Consider the following 19,221-nt stretch of genomic DNA (forward strand, 5'->3'; position numbering starts at 1 on the left):
ATGCTCCGCCTTGCAGAAACGTGTCGTCGCGCACCCACGGCACAAGCTGCCAGCCGCAATGCGGGCATCGGGGGATATCCTCGCTGAGGACCTCGAACCCCGCCATGCCCGCGAGCATGCGTTCGACGTAGGGGCTCGCGTCGAAGAGCTCGTCACAGCATGGCTGCTTGCACTGAAGGTGCGCGAAGCTTCCCTGATAGTTACAGGTTCTCTCGTCGGGAAACGTCTTCTCGGCCTGGGTGTCCACATTGGTGCTCAGGATGAAGTAGTCCTTATGGCCGATGAGGGACCGTAGGTCGAGATAGGGCTGCGAGGCCAGCTCGCGCAGCATGAAGTCGATGTATCGCGCATAGTATGCCCACTGCTGCTCGAGGCTGGGGTAGAGGTGGTAGAAGCCGTCGAAAAGGCTCTTGACTACTTTCGATTGATGCTCAGTGCCCATTGTATTCGCTACGATTAAACTCGGCACAGGGGATACTGGTTTTCCGTGCGAAAACGCTCATGCCGCTAAATTGAGCGACCGCCTGTACTGCAGCGGGATCATCCGCCCGAGCGATCCCTTAATCCGTCGCCCGTTGCGCCAATCGGCAGAAGCCACGCGTGGACGCTAATCGCTCGAGCGAATCGTCGTCGGTTTCCGTTTAACGATTTCTTTTTCCGCTATTATCTGACCCTCGGACTTCCTCGTGATAGAAGTAGTCCACGATCACCGGATGCCCCTGGGGGACTCTGCCATAAGGCATTTCGTTGTCCACAAAGGGGCAATCGTACTTCTTGGCCATTTCCTCGGCTTTTACTTCAAGCGCTTCAAAATAGCTACGGTTGCGCTTGTTATAGATCTCATCGTAAAGCGGTACGAGATTGGGATGTTTCTCGGCGATATAATCCAGGATCGTTTTTTTGAAACCACCCCGAAGATTGAGATTTTCGAGCCAAAACAAATCGCACCGATCCTTTACTCGCTCAAAAATCATCTCAAAATCCGTGATGCCGGGAAATACCGGGGACACGAAGCAGACCGTACGGATACCTTCGTCATACACCTGCTTCATAGCAGCGATACGACGCTCGATGCTCGACGCGGAGTCCATATCGTTCTTGAAGTTCTCATCCAGCGTGTTGATCGACCATGAAACGGTCACTCGTCCAAGCCTCTTCAGCAGATCGATATCCCGTACCACAAGATCGGACTTTGTGCAGATCAGAATATCTGCATCGCTGCCAATCAGCTGCTCCAGGAGTTTCCTGGTATTCCCGAATCGCTCCTCCTGTGGATTGTAGCCATCCGTCACAGAACCGATAACCACCCGCTGTCCAGCGTATTTCTTCGGATTCTTGATTTCCGGCCAATGCTTCACATCAAGAAAGGTGCCCCATTCCTCCTTGTGTCCGGTAAAGCGCTTCATAAAGGAGGCATAGCAATACTTGCAGGCATGCGTGCAGCCTACATAGGGATTGACCGAGTAGCCGCCTACCGGCAGGCTGGACTTGGTCATGATGTTCTTTGCTTCCACCTCATTGATGAGGATTCCATCGATCACTTCCGCCATGTTCTCTGCACCTCCAGCACTCTTTCGAATTCTTCCGGCAATTCCTGAATCATGTTTTCGTCCCCTATGACAGAGACGAGGTCTTCCTTCATAAACATTGGAATGCCAAGCGCGTGCGCCTGGTCCGTCAAAGACCATGCCCACTCCGGTTCCGTATGAACCTTCCTGCTCTGCGCCCCGGTCATGGTACCGACGACGATCCAGTTGATTCCGGAAAAGTCGACCGTACCGGGATCGTCGAATAGCGGCTCAAAAGTAACGAAGAAGTGATTTGCTTTGACGTTTTTCCGAAGGGCGTCGATACGCCACAGCTCCGCTTTCCTCGTCACCGTAACGCCGAACCATGCGTTTTCCAGGTCGGTATCTAAATCCAGCAAATCGGGTCTCTTGGTCAGGAACAGGAACTGATGCTGTGGATTCTCATGGATCTTTGCAAATACCTCGTCTCGCCATTCCAGCTTCCACCCGGAGAGATCGCTCATGCCGGTAAGGAGAAAGTTCTGCGGCCGTTTCTTTTCCATCATCTTGAGCTTGCTCGGGAAGAACGCAGGATCAGCGAAGTCGTCAATCATATGCCAACGTTTCACATTGTTACGGGCATAGCAATATGGACACCCCACCGTGCAGCCGATGACGATATTCATATTCTGAATCTGATTTTTGATGCAGATGCTCATAACGCCTGCCTACCTGCCTCTCCCGTAAACACGCAATCAGCCTTCCCCACCTTGCGGGCAAAAGCCTCGATATCTTGCTTGCAAGCAGCAGGCTCGCAATCGCTCAAATCGTATGACGTGCCGCCGTTTCGATAGACGGCCCGATGGGAAAACGATCGGCTGACAAGCCCGATGCCGAGCTTCTCGCACAGGGTCATCCGTGCTCCCTTTCAGCTATAAAAAACAGGTGTCTATAAACAGTATCCTTGTTGATTTTCGCAGGGGCAATGAACAAACGCGTGCACCTGTCGATAAACGAACAGCTACTGGACATTGTCAAACGACTCAGATTGGAGAGGCGATGGGAGAAACCAAGATCGACCGCCGGCGGCGCTACACCCTCTCGGTCATACAGGAGGCGTTCTTCGCGCTGCTGGCCGAGGTCGGCTTCGCGAAGATGACGGTGGCGGACATCTGCCGCCGCGCCGAGATCAACCGGGGAACGTTCTATCTGCATTACGAGGATAAGTACGCGCTGCTCGATGCGCTTATCGACGAGGCATTGGCAGCGGCTCCCCCGCTTGAGGGGGTTGAATCGGCAACGCTTTGCCAGCGTCCGCCGGCAGACGACGATTATCGCCTGCTTTATTCGGACAGCGACTCATACGCTCGCGTAGCCCAGCGCGTCATAGAACGCGGAGCGGAGCAGATGGTTCCCTGGGTCATGGAGAAAACAGGGCTTTCACGCGAAGACGCTTTCCTGCTCTTCGTCCACAACGTCCAGGGCAATCTGGCCGTCAACCGCCTGCTCGGCTGGAGACGAGGCCCCGAGTTCGCCCATGCCCAGGAGCTGCTCAACGCCTATTCCGAAGGGGGCTTACTGGCGGTATCCGCTCTTCGCGATTCCGATAACCCATCGTGACCTGCGATTCAGGAATACCAGCCTCCGAGCCCTCTCGTTCGGAGGCTGCGGCTAAAACCTCATTGCGCGTCTACCGCTCCGCGTTACTCGCCACCTGCCCGCGCCACCGAGAGCAGGGCGCCCAAATCTGCCTGAATCGCCTCTGCCTTGCTTCCAAGCTGCAACGGAGCCGAGCCGTTCGAGATGTTGACGCTCAACAGGTGCGCATCCGGCAGCTTTGCGGTCATGCTCCAGAACGGGAGTGTGATGATACCAGGAGTCATTTCGCCCACGCCGAGCTCCAGCAACAGCACGCGGCCACTGCTGCGCTCGCGCACAAAGCGTTCGTATCGTTCGAGGCTCTCGCGCCATGCTCCGCCTTGCAGAAACGTGTCGTCGCGCACCCACGGCGCAAGCTGCCAGCCGCAGTGGGGACATCGGGGGATATCCTCGCTGCGGATCTCGAACCCTGTCATGCCGGCGAGTATGTGCTCGACGTAGGGCTTCGCGTCGAAGAGCTCGTCGCAGCACGGCTGCTTGCACTGAAGATGCGCGACGCTTCCCTGGTAGTTGCAGACTCTCTCGGCGGGAAACGTTTTCTCGACCTGGGTGTCCACGTTGGTGCTCAGGATAAAGTAGTCCTTGTGGGCGATGGGGGAGCGCAGGTCAAGATAGGGCTGTGAGGCCGGCTCGCGCAGCATGAAATCGATGTATCGCGCGTAGTAGGCCCATTGCTGCTCGAGGCTGGGGTAGAGGTGGTAGAAGCCGTCGAAAAGGCTCTTAAAGCCAAATGCTCGCTGCCAGTCCTCCATTCCGGCGCGCGCCATGCCTGCGCGGTTGTAATGGTTGAACCCGGCGGCGCTCGACATGCCCGATCCGATGCCGACGATGATGGCGTCGGCATCGGCGATAAGGCTTCGAAGCCTATCCGCTGCTCTTTCTAGAGACGGCATTGGGCGACCTCCTCAAAAGCCGGTGCCATATCGCCATCAACGAGAATGGTCTCGCACGAAGCGTCGGGCGCCATGGCCTGGCTGTAGTTGAACACGATGTAGGTGGCGTGCTCGCAGGTGTTTGCAATCTGAGCGAGCACGTGCTTTATGACGCCGTTACGCAGTCCCACGCCAAGCTCGAGGATGGCAACCCTGCCGTTGCGATGGGCTCGCACAAGGCGCGCAAGCTCTTCGAGCTGGGCCGCGGCGATGGCATCTGGATGAGCGAGACGCGACTCGTCGATTGACGTGCGCGTGCTCCCCTCCGTCTCGAGCATTCGGTTCTCGTCGAACCCTGCGCGCGCAAAATGCCCGTCGATATTGCAGGTGATCACGAAGGCATCGGTGTGCTCCGTGAGACGCCGCAACGTGTTCATGAGCGGGCTGGGCTCATATTCGAGATGCTCCTTTTGATGGAACCGCTCGGCCCATCGACATCGCACGTTTGCATCCGGGGAGCTGAGCCCCTGCAGTATGCAGCCGATGCCGTCTGCTTGGGCGAGGTCCCCGTACGCCTCTCGGAAATGAGCATCGGCGCAGAAGAGGTTGAGCCCCTCTGCCATGTCGAGCCCGTTGCTGGCGCCGATGATGACAAGATCCGCCTCGGAAAGCGCCCTGCCTATGCGAACTGCTTTCGCCGTCTCCATGCACTACCTCCCCAGCGTCTTGCGCACGTCGGCGAGTACGTCGGCGATGTCGGCGCGAACGGCGAGGCCCCGATCATCGATCGCGCGGGGGAGAAACTGCGTCTTGTTGTTTACGGCGATGTAGCTAGCCTGCGGCAACTGCGCCGTGAGGGCCCAGAACGGCTCTTGGATAAACGCGGGCGTCATGCGGCCCACGCCCAGCTCGAGGAAAAGGATCCTCTGCCGCGCGTGCGCATCGAGCCAGTCGGACACCTTGCGGTACTGCTTCTCGTAGAGCTCGCCCTGCAGGAAGTTGCCGTAGCCGCGAACCCAGGGGAACGCCTCTGCCCCGCAGTGCGGGCAGCGTGGCACGAGCTCTGCCGGAACCTCCAGGCCGTCTCCCATAGCCTCTACCATGCGGGAGACCGGCTCGACCGCATTCCACACCTCGTCGGTGCAACAGCGGGAGCATTGAAAGAAGCGGTGGTCGCCTTGGATCTCTGCCACCTTCTCCCAGGGGTAGAGCTTCACGAACTGCGTGTCCTGGTTGGTGGTGAGTACGAAGAAATCCTTCTCGGCGAGAATGGCGTCGAGGTCCTTGTAGGGCTTGCGCAGCGGGGCGTTGAGCGTGGTGTCGAGGAAGGTGGCGAGGTATCCCCAGCGCGCCTCGGCGGTGGGCCAGCGGTAGAACGACCCCTCGAAAGCGCCCCTGAAACCGTAGCGCTCGGCGAATTTGCCGAAATGTCTGCGATAGGTCGCGTTGTCCTCGTAGTAGAAGTCGCCGCCGCCCGCCGCGGAGAGCCCGGAGGCCCCGCCCACCAGCACGCAGTCGGCTTCCTCGATCATGCGGGCGAAGTCCACGATTTGCTGATCGTAGGGCTCGGGCTCGCGGTCACTCAGCTCATAGGGCGTGCCGCTGCTGCGGTAGGCGGCCTGAAGGGAAAACGATCTGTTGGTGAGCTCGACAACGAGCTGCTCGTATAGAGTCACTGGATACCTTCTTTCAGCTATTATGAACAGGTGTCTATAAAAAGTATCCATGTTGATTTGTGCGAGAGCAATGAACAGCTTTAGGCTGCTGTCGATAAACGAGCGTTTGCTGGGCATTGTCGAGCGTTGCAATTGGAGGGGCAATGGAAACGGGGAAGATGGACCGTCGCCGACGCTATACGCTCTCGGTCATACGGGAGGCGTTCTTTGCGCTGCTGGCCGAGGTCGGCTTCGCAAAGATGACGGTAGCGGATATCTGCCGCCGTGCCGATATCAACCGCGGCACGTTCTATCTGCACTACGAGGACAAGTTCGCCCTGCTCGACACGCTTATCGACGAGGCCTTGGCGGCGGTGCCGCCGCTCGAGGGAACGGAGGCGGGTGCCCTCTGCCAGCGTCCGCCGGCAAACGATGACTATTATCTGCTCTACTCGGATGACGACGCGTACGCCCGGGTGGCACAGCGCGTCGTCGAGCGCGGCGCCGAGCAGATGGTTCCCTCGATCATGGAGGAGACTGGGCTTTCGCGCGAGGACGCCTATCTGCTCTTCGTCCACAACGTCCAGGGAAATCTCGCGGTCAACCGCCTGCTCGGTTGGAGGCGAGGGCCCGAGTTTGCCCACGCTCAGGAGCTGCTCAGCGCCTATTCCGAAGAGGGCATGCGGGCGGTATCGGCTCGTCACGATCCTCGTAGCTCGTCTTGACCGCATGTCATTTCAGGCAGGCGACGTTGCTATGGCCCCTCTTTGGTTTTCGATGTTGTATAAGGCAATCGCAATCGCCTTGAGCTTCTTTAGGGAACTTGAGCAAGAGATATGGCCTGCTGGCGATTGATTAACCCCATTTGTTTTGGTTACAAGAAAAAATGCTGCGCGCCTGCAGCATGAAGGAGAGGGAATCCTATGAATATCGTTGTATTGAGCGGCAGCCCGCGTAAGGGCGCCAATACCGATACCATGGTCGAGGCGTTTGCCGAGACCGCGCGTGAGGGCGGCCATACGGTCGAGGTCATCCGCGTTGCCAGCAAGAAGATCGCCGGCTGCTTGGGATGCCAGTACTGCTTCGCCCATGAGGGCGTCTGCGTGCAGAAGGATGACATGGCCAACGTGATTGAGTCGCTGAAAGACACCGACATGGTTGTCTTCGCTTCGCCTATCTACTGGTTTGATATCACTGCGCAGGAAAAGACCGCCATCGACCGCCTGTACGCCTTCGGTGCCACGGGTTTCCCGTTCACCAAGACGGCCCTTTTGCTCGATAGCCACAGCGAGGGTGTCTATGATGCGGCGATTGCCATGTACAAGTCAACCTGCGCGTACTGCAAGTGGGAGGACCAGGGCATTGTCACCATTAGCGGCATGACCGAGCGCGGCAGCATGGCCTCCTCGCCCAAGTTGGAAGAGGTGCGCGAGCTCGCCCGCAAGCTCGCCTAAGGACAAGAGGAGCGCATGGCAATCAGCACAAGCGGAAATGCTTGCTGCCCTTACCAAGAGGATTGCTGATTGCCATGCAACGATGCTCCCGCGGACAATTCCGGTGTGCTAAAACGCCTTCTCGTTCAAGAATTCCCTGAACGCGGGGATGTCGAAGCCGACGAGGCCACGTCCACGTTCCCCGATAACGCCGTCCTCGAGGAGGCGGCGTTTGTATTGGCTTGCGTAGTTGCTGGCGACGCCCATGCGTTTGGCTATCTCCGAGACCCTGCTGGGGCCAGAATCGGGCAGCATCGCGAGCAAAAACTCAATGTCTTTATCGGAAAGCTCCTGATAGGTCGTTTCGAGAATACGATCGCGCAGCTCCATACGGGCAAGCAGAGAACCCTGCTGGACATCGGATGTACTGATTTGGGGCGAGTTTTCCGAAACATCCCAAGTGCGATATCCGACGAGCTGCATCATGTAGGGAAATCCGTCGACGGCCTTCACGGCATCCTCGAGCGCTTCTGGCGTGATTGAGCGTCCTCCTGCTTCAATGGTTTTACGAAATGCATTTGCAATCTCAACATCAGTGATTCGTCCCAGCTGATGATACTGGGAGCGTCTGAGGAACGAGACGGAATCGTTACGTAGCAACGCCGATACTTTGTAGGGCAGTCCTGCCATGAGTAGGGCAACTTTTTTACCTTCGCGTACAAAGTGCTGGTAAACAGAGGCAAATTGAAGCATTTCTTCGAGATCGACGGTGACTTCATCGATGGTGATGAGAAGTCCGATGTCATGTTTTTCGAGTTGCTTAAAGATGCCATTCATGCGCGTGCGCCAGTTGCCCTGAGCCGCTTGAGCGTATGTCCAATCGATGCCCACTGGGCCAATTTGAACACCGTTTATGCGCGCGTGAGGCTGTGAGAGGTAGCTATCTGCGGCTTCTTTGGTTCGCTCGATAATATCTTCGAGCATGCCTGGCATGGCGGAGACATTTGCTGCGATCCAGTCGTGTTCAAGCGCCGTTTCTGAAAGGAGCGAGAGAAGTGCCGTCTTGCCCGTTCCCCTTGCGCCAGTAAAAATGGTCGACAGGTTGGGATCTCCTGGGCCGTTGATAAAGCCACGGTTGATGTCGCGCAGGATATGCTCGCGACCCGCTAGAAAGGGAGGGACGCTTCCAAATGTTGGGGTAAAGGGGTTCTTGCTGTACTCCATGGTAGCTCCTTTGCAGGTTTTGCTAATTTTTGCAAGTTTTGCTAACTTTTGCAAGTTTTGCTAACGACTGACCAAAGGGCATCGAAGTAGTGACGCTGACATTTTTTACGCAGAAAAATAAGCAGAAATCAATTTATCTGCGTTAAAAAATAGTTGAGAAGAAAAACGACGAGTCCCGGGCGCAATGCCGTTGCGTTCCGGGCCTCGTCGCTTTGCGAAGTATCTAACGATCTCGTTGCCGTGGTACCTAGTCAAACAGACTTGGCATGTCGTTTTCTTTCATGAGGGCACCGGCGGAGGGCAGGCTTTGCGCCGTGAACTTCTCGGCCGAGACGCCGGCGCCAAGGATCTCCTCGGTCGTGCCGACGGTGGTGACCGAGCGGCCCTTCTTGGCCGTAAAGGCCTGGACGCCCTGCGTGTTGGTGGTCGTCTTGGTCTTGAGCAGCGATGTGTTGAAGTTCATCAGGCGGTAGTCGCTCGAGACCAGCGCGAGGTCGCGGTCTTCCTTGAGCACCTGGGCATACAGCAGCTTGCTGCCGCCGTAGATTGCGTTCTTCAGACGCTTGCGGTTGGTCTTGGTGACGTATCCGGCAAGTGCGACGCGCACCACGCGGCCGTTCTCAAAGACGAACAGCACGTCGGCCTTGTAATCCTCGGGGTCGATGACCCAGATGACGTTCTCGTCGGGTTCCATCTCAAGATCGGTGGGCAGGTACGAGCCCAGCTGGGCCGACTTGGTGTCCTCAAACGCCGCAACCTTGCACTTGTACACCTGGCTCTTGTTGGTAAAGACCAGCAGCTCGTGCGTGTTGGAGGACGGGAACTCGATAAAGGGTTTGTCGCCGTCCTTGTACTTGAGCGTGGCGGCCTTCTTAAGCACGCGGTCTGTCATCTTTTTAAGGTAGCCATCGCGCGAGAGCATGATGGTGACCGGGTACTCCTCGACCTCGGGCTCCAAGCTTACCTCGATAACCTCATGGGGCTCGATCCTGCCCGTGCGCCGCGGCATCACGTACTTCTTGTTGACCGCGGCCAGCTCGTCGCTGATGACCTTCTTGATGTTGTCCTCGCTGGAGAGGATCTCCTCAAGCTCGGCAATCTCGCCCTCGAGCTTGGCGATATCCTTGGTGCGGTTGAGGATGTACTCCTCGTTGATGTTGCGGAGCTTGAGCTCGGCAACAAACTCGGCCTGGGTCTCGTCGATATCGAAACCCTTCATAAGGTTGGGCACGACCTCGGCCTCGAGCTTGGTGCCGCGGATGATGGCGATTGCCTTGTCGATGTCGAGCAGAATCGCCTCAAGGCCGTGCAGCAGGTGCAGGCGCTCAGACTTTTTGCCCAGGTCAAAGTTAATGCGGCGACGCGTGGACTCAATACGCCATTTGACCCACTCGTGCAGGATCTGGCGCACGCCCATAACACGGGGATAGCCGTCGACGAGCACGTTGAAGTTGCACGAGAACGAATCTTGCAGCGTGGTCGAGCGATAGAGCTTGGCCATGAGTTTGTCGGGGTCGACGCCGCGCTTAAGGTCGATAGCGATGCGCAGACCCGAAAGGTCGGTCTCGTCGCGAATGTCTGCGATCTCCTTGACCTTGCCCTCCTTGGAGAGCTTGACGATGCGCTCAATGATGACATCGGTCTTGGTGGTGTAGGGGATCTCGTAGACCTCGATGATGCGCTCTTCGGGAATCCAGCGCCAGCGGGAACGAATCTGGAAGCTGCCCAGGCCGGTCTCGATGATCTTTTCCATCTCTTCGCGGCGGTAGATGATCTCGCCGCCGGTCGAGAAATCGGGCATGGGCATGTACTCGAGCAGGTCGCAGTCGGGATTCTGCAGGTAATGCATGGTGGCGGTACAGACCTCGTTGAGGTTGAAGCCGCAGATATCGGATGCCATGGCGACGCCGATGCCCTTGTTGGCCGAGACGAGGATGTTGGGGAACGTGGTGGGCAGCAGGCGCGGCTCCTTCATGGCGCCGTCGTAGCTGTCGACGAAGTCGACCGGGTCCTTGTCGATGTCCTTGAAGATCTCGGCGCTGATGGGGGAGAGCTTGGCCTCGGTATAACGAGAGGCGGCGTAGCTCAGGTCGCCCGAATAGTACTTGCCAAAGTTGCCCTTCGACTCCACGAAGGGGGCAAGCAGCGCTTCGTTACCCGTCGCCAGGCGCACCATCGTCTCGTAGATCGCGGCATCGCCGTGCGGGTTGAGCTTCATGGTCTGACCCACGATGTTGGCGCTCTTCTGGCGCTCGCCCTTGAGCAGACCCATCTTGTACATGGTGTAGAGCAGCTTGCGGTGCGAGGGCTTAAAGCCATCAATCTCGGGGAACGCACGCGAGACGTTGACACTCATGGCGTAGGGCATGTAGTTGACCTCGAGCGTCTGCGTGATCGGCTGGTCGGTGACCTCGGAGTGCAGGCCGATGACGTTCTCGGCGTTGACCTGCTTTTTCTTTGGCTGGTTCTTCGTCTTCTTCTTTGCCACGATATCCTCTTGAACTTCTTATGGGCCGTCGTTATCGATTTGCTGCTATTGCAGGTCCAGCTGGTCCAGGTATTCCTTGCCGTGCTCCGAGATATGGCGCTTGCGGCCCGCCTCGTCGTTGCCCAGCAACAGGTTGAACATGGTCTCCATCTTGGTGACGTCCTCGGGCTCCACCTTGATCAGACGGCGCGTCTCGGGGTTCATGGTGGTGAGCCACATCATGTCCGGATCGTTCTCACCAAGACCCTTGGAGCGGTTGATGGAGCACTTCTGGTCGCCGATCTCCTTGAGGATGCCGTTCTTCTCGAGCTCGGTGTAGGCAAAGTAGGTCTTCTCTTTGCAGTTGATCTCGTAGAGCGGCGACTCGGCGATATACACGTAGCCCTCGTCGATAAGTGTGGGCACCAGGCGGTAGAGCATGGTGAGTACGAGCGTGCGGATGTGGTAGCCGTCGACGTCGGCGTCCGTACAGATGATGACCTTGTTCCAGTTGAGGTTGTCCAGGTCAAAGGCACCAAGGTTCTTGATGCGCTTGTCCTTGATCTCCACGCCGCAGCCCAGCACGCGCATGAGGTCCATGATGATGTCGGACTTAAAGATGCGCGGATAGTCTTCCTTTAGGCAGTTGAGGATCTTACCGCGGACGGGCATAACACCCTGGAACTCGGCATCGCGCGAGGTGCGAATGGCGCCTGCTGCCGAGTCGCCCTCTACGATGTAGATCTCGCGGCGGCTCTTGTCCTTGGAGCGGCAGTCGATGAACTTTTGCACGCGGTTGGCCATGTCGGTCTTCTGCTGCAGGTTGGTCTTGATGCTCTGACGCGTCTTCTCGGCGTTCTCGCGCGAACGCTTGTTGATGAGCACCTGCTCCATGATCTTGTTGGCAGCGTCCTTGTTCTCGATCAAGTAGGTCGAGAGGCGTTCCTTAAAGAAGGCCGTCATGGCCTGCTGGATAAAGCGGTTATTGATGGCCTTCTTGGTCTGGTTTTCGTAGGACGTCTGGGTGGAGAAGCAGTTGGTCACCAGCACCAGACAGTCCTGGACGTCCTGCCATTTGATGCCGCTCTCGTTTTTGTTGTACTTGCCCTGTTGCTTGATGTAGGCGTCGATGGCGCTGGTCAGAGCACTGCGGGCCGCCTTCTCGGGCGAGCCGCCGTTCTCGAGCCATGACGAGTTGTGGTAGTACTCCTGCATCATGAAGGTGCGAGAGAAGCACATGCACGCGGTGATCTTTACGTTGTAGTCGGGCAGGTCCTCGCGATCGCGACCGCGACGGTCGGCCTCGATAAAGAAGGGCTCGGTAAGGTAGTCGGCACCGACCTTCTCGAGCACGTAGTCCTCGATGCCCTTGGGGTAGCAAAAATCCTCTTCGGAAAACTCGCCATCGTCGCCCTCAATGCGCAGGCGGAAGGTCACGTTGGCGTTGACCACGGCCTGGCGGCGCATGGTCTCGCGATACCAGTCGTGAGGGATGCTAATCGAGGTAAAGACCTCAAGGTCGGGGCGCCACTTGATGGTGGTGCCGGTACGGTTCTCGTCGCTGGGCTCAATCTCGAGCGCCTTCTTTTTGGCGCCGACGACCTTGCCCTTCTTAAAGTGCAGGGAGTACTTGTTGCCGTCACGCCAAACCGTGACGTCCATGTATTCGGAGGCGTACTGGGTCGCGCAGGAGCCCAGGCCGTTGGTGCCGAGCGAGAAGTCGTAGTCGCCGCCCTGGTTGTTGTTGTACTTGCCGCCGGCGTAGAGCTCGCAAAAGACGAGCTCCCAGTTAAAGCGCTTCTCGGAAGGGTTCCAGTCGAGCGGGCAGCCGCGGCCATTGTCCTCTACCTGAATGGAGCCATCGCGAAAGGCGGTAAGGGTGATGAGCTTGCCGTAGCCCTGGCGCGCCTCGTCAACGGCGTTGGACAGGATCTCGAAGGCGGCATGCGCGCAACCGTCGAGTCCGTCCGAGCCAAAGATGACGGCGGGGCGCAGTCGTACGCGCTCCTCGTCCTTGAGCTGGCGGATACTGTCGTTACCATAGTTTGCGGTGTTTTTTGCCATACTCGCTCTCTCGGTGCTCCTTTGCTGCGTTTAAGTCATATAGATAGTCAAGGTAGCATAGCCCGGCCCTTGGGCGATTCCACCCAACACGAAATCCATCGAACGCGCGTTCGGAGCCGGTGGCCTTTAGCTTCTGCGGTCATTCCCTGCGCGGCGTGGTGCTCGTGTTAAAACCGTGGCTTATCGGCTGGTAGAATTGCCGCATCAAGACTGCATGTTGTTTGAGGGGGCGCAATGACTGAGAAAGAGAAGATGGAGCGCGGGGAGTGGCATGATGCCAACTTTGACGAGGAGCTCCTGGCGCAACGCGCGAAGGCGGAGGCGCTCTGCTATGACTTTAATATGGCAAAACCCGGAAGCGACGCGCAGCTTGACGCTTTGAAATCCTTGCTCGATACCGATCTTCCGCAAGGGCTGACGGTCCTTTCGCCTGCCTACTTTGACTACGGGAGCAAGACGAGCTTTGGTGAGGGCTGCTTTGTAAACCATGGCTGCTACTTTATGGACGGCGGCTCCATCACCTTTGGTGGCAACGTGTTTATCGGGCCGTTTTGCGGCTTCTACACCGCTTCACACCCCCTAAAGGCAAAGGACCGCAACTTGGGTCTCGAGAGGGCTCTGCCTATTGTTGTAGGCGATAACTGCTGGTTTGGCGCGAACGTGTCCGTACTCCAGGGGGTTACTATCGGCAGCGGCTGCGTTATCGCTGCGGGAAGTGTTGTGATGGAAGACCTTCCGGACAACGTGATGGCGGCAGGCGTTCCCGCGGTCGTCAAGAAGGCCATCGAGCAATAACGGAGCTCTTAAACGATAATGCCCCGCGCTCTTCAGCCGGATGCGTTGCGAGAAAACCACTCCTTTTGCGCACGCCTTCAACTCGGCTGGCCAGCACCAGTTTTGGCTTTGCGGAATAAGCAAAATGACATACATGAGTTTCAATATGCAAGATATAGTTGACATCAATTAGTAGATGCAATATATTTCTGTCATGTTGCAACGGATATCTGTCCATTACCACGAAAGGAACTCCATGCCGGGCAAAAAGAACCTACGCATGAAGGCGGCACGCGCGGCGGCTGGCCTTTCGCAAGCTGGCTTAGCCCAAGCCGTGGGCGTTACGCGCCAAACCATCGGCCTTATCGAGGCGGGCGGCTACAACCCCACGCTCAATTTGTGCGTGGCAATCTGTAAAGCGCTACGCGTTACGTTGAACGACTTGTTTTGGGAAGACGAGAGCAACGTCGACCCTGACGCTCTTTAGGAGTTCGCTATGAAATTTGAAGATTTAAAACTCGTGCAAAAGTGGCGTGAATATGCCGGTCCAAAGGATGAGCGCCTGGAGGCTGAGAGCGCGAAGATCTACAAGATTGGTTTCGTGCTGCTTTCGTTTGGCATGTTGATGATCTTTTTCTACCAGTTTATAGCTCGACAGGTTGCGTGGGTTCACAGCGACGCCAGTGAAATGCCGCATGGCTTTGCAACGCCGTTCGAGGCAGCCATGTATTTGTGGCTCGTTCTCGTGATGTTGATTTGCGCAGGACTGCAAACGCGGAAGGGCTATGTCGATACCAATCGTTTTGGGCAAACCGAGCATCTTCCTGTTGGATATTTCCTGCTTGTCAGCGGTCTTAGCGGCGCCGCGTTCGCGCTTGTTATTGCCGCAATGCGCTGTGTCGCTGAGGCGCAGATCGTACCGCTCGAAAGCGTCTTTTGGTTGGCGAACCTGGCCACGGGCGTGTTCTGCGGTGCGACGATTTTCGCGGCCACGTTTGCTGTCCTGTGTGCAACGTTTTTCACGGCGAAAAGACGCCGTGCCAAGCTCGAGGCAGAACTCGACTCCTCAGACGACATCTAATGCGCAATGGGCCGGCTCTGGGTATCCAGAACCAGCCCATTTTGATGTTCGATTAGCCGAGTCAGCGCCTCTCACAAAAGTAAGTAGGAGCTAGCGAGGCCTATCCGAATTGACCTCATTGGCGGTGTCGGTTTCGAGCGCCGTGCGGCGGGCGCTGTAGGCGACGAGGCCGGCGCCTGCCGCGGCGAGTGCTGCAGCGGCTGCCGTAAGGGGAGCGTTGACATCGCCCGTGCCCGCAAGTGCGCCCGCTTTTCCGGAGCGCTTGTTATTGTCGTGGTCCTTGCCACTGCCGGAGCTGCTTCCGCCGGAGCCGCCGCCCTCGTCAGTACCGCCGCCACTTGAGCCACCATCGCCGTCCGCCGGCATCGGGGCGTCGTGAAGTCCTGTCGTATCCGCGCTATCGCATACGCCGACCTGAATTTCTGAGCGTTCGCATGCCGCGTCGGGCACATGAAGCTCGTGCAGTACGGCACCCAGCGCCGAGTTTGCGCCCGGTCGGATTTCCTTGAGCGTTACGGGATCGAGCGCCACCAGGTCACGCGCCTTCGCATACAGCGTTACGCGTTTGCCCACTTCGTCGCTCCAACTCTCGGGGATGGCGAAGCTCATGCGGAACTGTGCCGTGCAACCCGGTGCCAGCACGGCGTTGCCGTTGTCGGCTACCAGCGGGTGCGTTGCAAAACATGCGCCCAGCGTCTCGAGCGCGTACTTCACGTGTGCCATGTCGTTGGCCGAAGCGTCTTCGGCAAGCTCTGGATCGTGGATCGAAGCCATGCGTGCGTTCGCTCCGAATCCGATGGATGCGCTGGAGAACGGCTGGCTGGAGCCCTCTCGGTACAGATCGATCGTGCCGGCGGTCAGCAAAGTGTTGCCGTCGTTTCGCACCGTGACCATGAAGGACTCGCCTGCTGCTCCGGGCACCACCGCGCCCGAGGTAGCGACCGCGCCCGTCGGAGTGGCACACGCCACCAAGGGCACTTCGATGCCGTGCAGCTCTGCCTCGCTCTGCTCCGCGCTCACAATGTGCGTGGCGAGCGCGGAGAGAATGCCTCCCGACGTCAAAAATGTCGTTATCTGATCGACGGGATGGTCCAGCTCGCACATCACGAACGGCTCCGTGAACAGATCGCCTGCCAAGGTGCTGGCGAAGATGCGGAAGTGCTTGCCCATCACTGCTACCGGGTTGCCTTCTTCGTCGTAGGTTTGTCCCACCTTGCCATCGGTGTTCTCTACATAGAGCACGCACCTGCCGTTGTTGCTTACGCTAAACGATGCCGGGCCACAGCCTGCCGCGCCCACGGGCCGCGTTGCAAATGCCGATGCGCCTCGCGTCCAAGTAATATGCTGCAGTTGCTCGTTGACGGTTGCCAAAAAGCCCGTGTGCTGCGGCCACGGCACCGCACGGGGCACCGCGGCGTCCGGCGGCATAACGCCCCAGCCCGCAATGGACCGGCCGATCACGGCGTACGATGCGCAGCCGCAACCGTCTGCGGTCTCGTACGCAACGGGCACCACCATTTTGCCGTTGATGTTTTCGGGCTCGCCCAGCTCGATACTCGAAGGTGCCTGCGGAAAGCGGAGAACTTGGCGGAACGTCAGGCTGTCGCCCGAAACGTCCGACCACAGGGTAAAGCACTCCAGCGCAACCTCAGCCTCGCTGCCGAGCGCCTTTTCTGCGGTGGTTCCGCGGCGGTGGAGGTAGGCACCCGACAGGCGCCCGTCGACCAGCGTCTTGCCCACCGTGATACGCGGGCACTGCAGGCAATGGTAGCCATCCTCTTGCAAGCGGCCGCGCGAGATGCTGCGCCATGACGTATGCGACACCACGCGAACTCCGTCGTTGCTTATGCGCAGGCGCACGACGGACAGTATGCCGGATGTGCTTGCCGTATCGAAAAGGGTACTATCGCCGTCGCGTCGCTCACCCGAGACCAGCAACACGTAGGCGTCCCGGTTTCCTCTTCCGTCCGCATATTCCACCACGTCGAAGTCGTAATCGTATATGCCGTCGCGCTCCACGTCGCCCTCGCCAAACCCAAGGGGAAAGTCCACGGGCGCGGGAGCGGACCACGTGCCGTTTGCCTTTGTGTGCACCACCAGGCGCGAGCGGCCATTGTCGCCGTAGCGCACCGAGGCGATACGGAACAGGCATTCTACGCCGGCAATCATTGCCAGCTTCATGTGAGCTTCGCTGAGCACGCCAGTAAACAGCACGTTGTCGTTCGAGGGCTTGATACCGCCACGCTCGTCTTCCGACACGCCGGCAGAATTGGCGTTGGGGTCCGCAGCGGCGTTCGTTGACTGACCGATGTAGGTGTACTCATACATCGGTGCGGCATTTTCGTCGTTCTCCATCAGCGCATGGACGAAATGTTCGACCTGTCCCGTGTCGTCGCTTTCTGCATCCGCCTCGAGCTCAATGCGCGTGACCGCTTGATCCCAATCGCGCACGACAGGCGCGACATTTACGGCAGTGGCCTTAACCTCGGCGCGTGCGAGCAGCTCGGCGTTGGTGACGATGGTGGCCGATGCGATAAACTGCGGCACACCACCTGCTTCGGCGTTGCCGGCCGAGCCGAAGCAGGCATCCAACGTATAAGGCGTATTTCCACCCAATGCCAGCTCAGAGCGCTGGAGTACATACTGGTCGCCATTGTTCACCGACATATTCCACGAATCGATGAGTGTGGGCCACGACCCCGACCAAGCCTTGGTGGTCCACTTGAACATTACGAACTGGAGTATCACATCGACATCGACGTCTGCACCTACGCGCAGCCGCGGAAGCTGGTGTCCATCTGCCTTCTCGTACCCAATGAACAGTGTGAGGGATGCGGCGCCACGCACAGCGGACGAAGCGACGCCTGCAATGCCGGCTCCAAAGGTGACGGCAAGTCCGATCTGGATGGTGAACGAGCCCGACGTGTTGGAATAGTCGAGCGAAATGTTCTTGAAAAACGCCGCGCCGCTGCCGTGCGTGTGGGCGCCCACGGCGAGCGCCAGTTTTGCCAGCACCCAGGGGTTGACGTTTAGGAAAAACGGCACCGGTCCTAGGGTAAACTGCTCGGTCCAATTGAGGTCGGTTCTTACCTGGAAGAGGGCCTTAATATTGCCGTATGCGGGGTCGTTGTTGTCACCCCAGGTTTTGCCCACCCAATCGTAGGCGAGCGAGCCGTACAGCTGTGTGGCGATATCCATCGTGAACAGCGGCGTGCAATGGTGGCGAAGGAGCTTGGTGTTTCTTGGATCGGTGCCCGAACCGGCACTCATACTTTTGTACTGATTCCACTTCCCCTCCATTTCGTCGAGGTAGCGGTTTGCCTGCTTGGCGCCCGACTCGCGCGGTGACTTCTTCCAGTACTCCGGATCCGGATTGCCCGAATCGTTCATATAGCTGGCTGGTTTGTATCCTCCGCCAAACAGCACGTATCCAGCAAACGAGAAATCGAAGAGGATCGGAAATGTGGGTATCCAGCACGTGAACTTATTGCCGCCGATGCCGGGAAACGCCGCGGGGAAATCAAACGGAGTGACCTCTTGGTCCATGGTAGTGGGGACGATAGTGGTCGAGCCCGATTCCGCCTTTGCGGCCGGCGCGGTGACAACGGCCATGGGGGATGAGAGCGTGTAGGTTTTGCCCTGATAGTCGAGGACAAAGCGCAGCTTGCACCCTTCCTCCAGAAGGCCCGATGCCGCGTCGAGAAACTTGTCTTCGAGTGTGAACGTCGCCAGATTATCCGCGCCTGATGCGCTGGCCTTGATCTGGCCGATCTGCGTGACGGTTTCGGGCGAGCTACCCGTGGCGGGCATTACCTTGTTGATGTGCAGCGTTGCCTGTCCACCCTGTGGCAGATGTGCCTGTACAATAAAGGCATGCGTGTCGGGTTGGTCGTTTGCCGCGTCGTCCTTCGGCAATGCCATGAACGTGGCATCAGCGTACTGGATGTCCCATTCGTCGAATGTGAGCTGGCGGAAGTACGGCTCGCCGTCGGACAGCGGACGTGTGGGTGCGGTTATGGCGGTGCCGCCCTGGATACGCGCAAGGGGAATCTCGACATCGCGGTAGCCCGCCATGCTAATGGAGATGCCGCCGTTAAAGTCGTACGCGTCGAGAAGCGTTGCCTCGTCCACGTAGTCTTCCGAAAGAGGGGCGACCTCAAAGATGGCCGTGCCTTCGTCATCGGTCGTGGCGGTGAGCTGCTTGCCTACGGCATAGCGCGATGTGAGCGTGACCTGGGCACCTGCGATGGGCGTATTCTTGTTGGCGACGTCGACCACGACCACACCAAACATGGTGCGCGAGAGAACGAGCACCTTGAAGGGATCTTCTTCGTCGGCATAGGCCGCGGTGGGCGCGAACGGCAGCAGGAAGGCATTTTCGCTTCCCGGCACGCGAGGCAACATAATGCTCGCCAGCGAGGACGCTCCAGCAACAAGTAACGAACGGCGATCAAGCATCTTGGGCTCCCATCCCGCAAATATCG

Annotated in this window: 16 protein-coding genes and 1 pseudogene; 6 read left to right on the forward strand and 11 right to left on the reverse strand. The window is 58.2% G+C overall.

All coding sequences use genetic code 11. The annotated features are described in order from the left end of the window. From DW661_RS00810 to DW661_RS00825, 4 genes and pseudogenes are all read right to left on the reverse strand, one after another. Positions 1 to 442 (reverse strand): annotated as a pseudogene (locus tag DW661_RS00810) (hypothetical protein); the annotation flags it as partial. A 199-nt stretch (positions 443 to 641) separates the two neighbouring features. After that, the gene (locus tag DW661_RS00815) at positions 642 to 1,550 is read right to left on the reverse strand and encodes a radical SAM mobile pair protein B (RefSeq protein WP_118289347.1); all 909 of its coding nucleotides are present in this window, start codon (positions 1,548 to 1,550) and stop codon (positions 642 to 644) included. Next, positions 1,538 to 2,227, reverse strand: a complete 690-nt coding sequence (locus DW661_RS00820; RefSeq protein ID WP_118934174.1) for a radical SAM mobile pair protein A — start codon at positions 2,225 to 2,227, stop codon at positions 1,538 to 1,540. The genes DW661_RS00815 and DW661_RS00820 overlap by 13 nt, the downstream gene beginning before the upstream one ends. Beyond that, positions 2,224 to 2,424 carry a hypothetical protein gene (locus tag DW661_RS00825; RefSeq protein WP_055252679.1) on the reverse strand — a complete coding sequence of 67 codons (201 nt, stop codon included), beginning with the start codon at positions 2,422 to 2,424 and terminating at the stop codon, positions 2,224 to 2,226. The genes DW661_RS00820 and DW661_RS00825 overlap by 4 nt, the downstream gene beginning before the upstream one ends. Positions 2,425 to 2,567: 143 nt before the next feature. Between DW661_RS00825 and DW661_RS00830 the strand changes: the two genes are divergently transcribed. Beyond that, positions 2,568 to 3,128: a TetR/AcrR family transcriptional regulator gene (locus DW661_RS00830; RefSeq protein ID WP_118934176.1), complete on the forward strand. Its 561-nt coding sequence runs from the start codon at positions 2,568 to 2,570 to the stop codon at positions 3,126 to 3,128. Between the two features lie 83 nt (positions 3,129 to 3,211). Here the strand turns inward: DW661_RS00830 and DW661_RS00835 are convergent, their stop codons facing one another. The 3 genes from DW661_RS00835 to DW661_RS00845 are packed head-to-tail and all read right to left on the reverse strand — an operon-like array spanning position 3,212 to position 5,715. Beyond that, on the reverse strand, positions 3,212 to 4,060 hold the full coding sequence (locus DW661_RS00835; RefSeq protein ID WP_118934178.1) for an NAD-dependent protein deacetylase, SIR2 family: 849 nt from the start codon (positions 4,058 to 4,060) through the stop codon (positions 3,212 to 3,214). Further along, complete coding sequence (locus DW661_RS00840) at positions 4,048 to 4,746, reverse strand: hypothetical protein (protein ID WP_118934180.1); 699 nt, start codon at positions 4,744 to 4,746, stop codon at positions 4,048 to 4,050. The genes DW661_RS00835 and DW661_RS00840 overlap by 13 nt, the downstream gene beginning before the upstream one ends. A gap of 3 nt (positions 4,747 to 4,749) precedes the next feature. Further along, on the reverse strand, positions 4,750 to 5,715 hold the full coding sequence (locus DW661_RS00845; RefSeq protein WP_199584817.1) for a Sir2 silent information regulator family NAD-dependent deacetylase: 966 nt from the start codon (positions 5,713 to 5,715) through the stop codon (positions 4,750 to 4,752). Between the two features lie 143 nt (positions 5,716 to 5,858). Here DW661_RS00845 and DW661_RS00850 point away from each other — a divergent pair, with 143 nt between their 5' ends. After that, positions 5,859 to 6,419, forward strand: coding sequence for a TetR/AcrR family transcriptional regulator (locus DW661_RS00850; protein ID WP_118934181.1), 561 nt, complete (start codon positions 5,859 to 5,861; stop codon positions 6,417 to 6,419). Positions 6,420 to 6,617: 198 nt separating this feature from the next. After that, positions 6,618 to 7,148 (forward strand): flavodoxin family protein, encoded by a 531-nt coding sequence (locus tag DW661_RS00855; protein ID WP_118934183.1) that lies wholly within the window; start codon positions 6,618 to 6,620, stop codon positions 7,146 to 7,148. 108 nt (positions 7,149 to 7,256) lie between these two features. Here the strand turns inward: DW661_RS00855 and DW661_RS00860 are convergent, their stop codons facing one another. The 3 genes from DW661_RS00860 to DW661_RS00870 form a co-directional block, all read right to left on the reverse strand. Next, positions 7,257 to 8,351, reverse strand: a complete 1,095-nt coding sequence (locus tag DW661_RS00860; RefSeq protein ID WP_118934185.1) for an ATP-binding protein — start codon at positions 8,349 to 8,351, stop codon at positions 7,257 to 7,259. Between the two features lie 247 nt (positions 8,352 to 8,598). After that, positions 8,599 to 10,839, reverse strand: a complete 2,241-nt coding sequence (locus DW661_RS00865; RefSeq protein WP_118934187.1) for a DNA gyrase subunit A — start codon at positions 10,837 to 10,839, stop codon at positions 8,599 to 8,601. 45 nt (positions 10,840 to 10,884) lie between these two features. Further along, a complete protein-coding gene (locus DW661_RS00870; RefSeq protein WP_118934189.1) occupies positions 10,885 to 12,882 on the reverse strand; it encodes a type IIA DNA topoisomerase subunit B in 1,998 nt (665 codons plus the stop codon). 234 nt (positions 12,883 to 13,116) lie between these two features. Between DW661_RS00870 and DW661_RS00875 the strand changes: the two genes are divergently transcribed. From DW661_RS00875 to DW661_RS00885, 3 genes are all read left to right on the forward strand, one after another. Continuing rightward, a complete protein-coding gene (locus tag DW661_RS00875) occupies positions 13,117 to 13,677 on the forward strand; it encodes a sugar O-acetyltransferase (RefSeq protein ID WP_118934191.1) in 561 nt (186 codons plus the stop codon). Between the two features lie 235 nt (positions 13,678 to 13,912). Further along, on the forward strand, positions 13,913 to 14,143 hold the full coding sequence (locus DW661_RS00880; RefSeq protein WP_118934193.1) for a helix-turn-helix transcriptional regulator: 231 nt from the start codon (positions 13,913 to 13,915) through the stop codon (positions 14,141 to 14,143). A gap of 9 nt (positions 14,144 to 14,152) precedes the next feature. Then, positions 14,153 to 14,737 carry a hypothetical protein gene (locus tag DW661_RS00885; protein WP_118934195.1) on the forward strand — a complete coding sequence of 195 codons (585 nt, stop codon included), beginning with the start codon at positions 14,153 to 14,155 and terminating at the stop codon, positions 14,735 to 14,737. 90 nt (positions 14,738 to 14,827) lie between these two features. On the opposite strand, the gene DW661_RS00890 is transcribed toward DW661_RS00885, so the two are convergent. Continuing rightward, positions 14,828 to 19,195 carry a hypothetical protein gene (locus tag DW661_RS00890; protein ID WP_118934197.1) on the reverse strand — a complete coding sequence of 1,456 codons (4,368 nt, stop codon included), beginning with the start codon at positions 19,193 to 19,195 and terminating at the stop codon, positions 14,828 to 14,830. Positions 19,196 to 19,221 lie beyond the last annotated feature (26 nt).

Source organism: Collinsella sp. AM24-1, from assembly GCF_003470325.1.
Classification (GTDB): domain Bacteria; phylum Actinomycetota; class Coriobacteriia; order Coriobacteriales; family Coriobacteriaceae; genus Collinsella.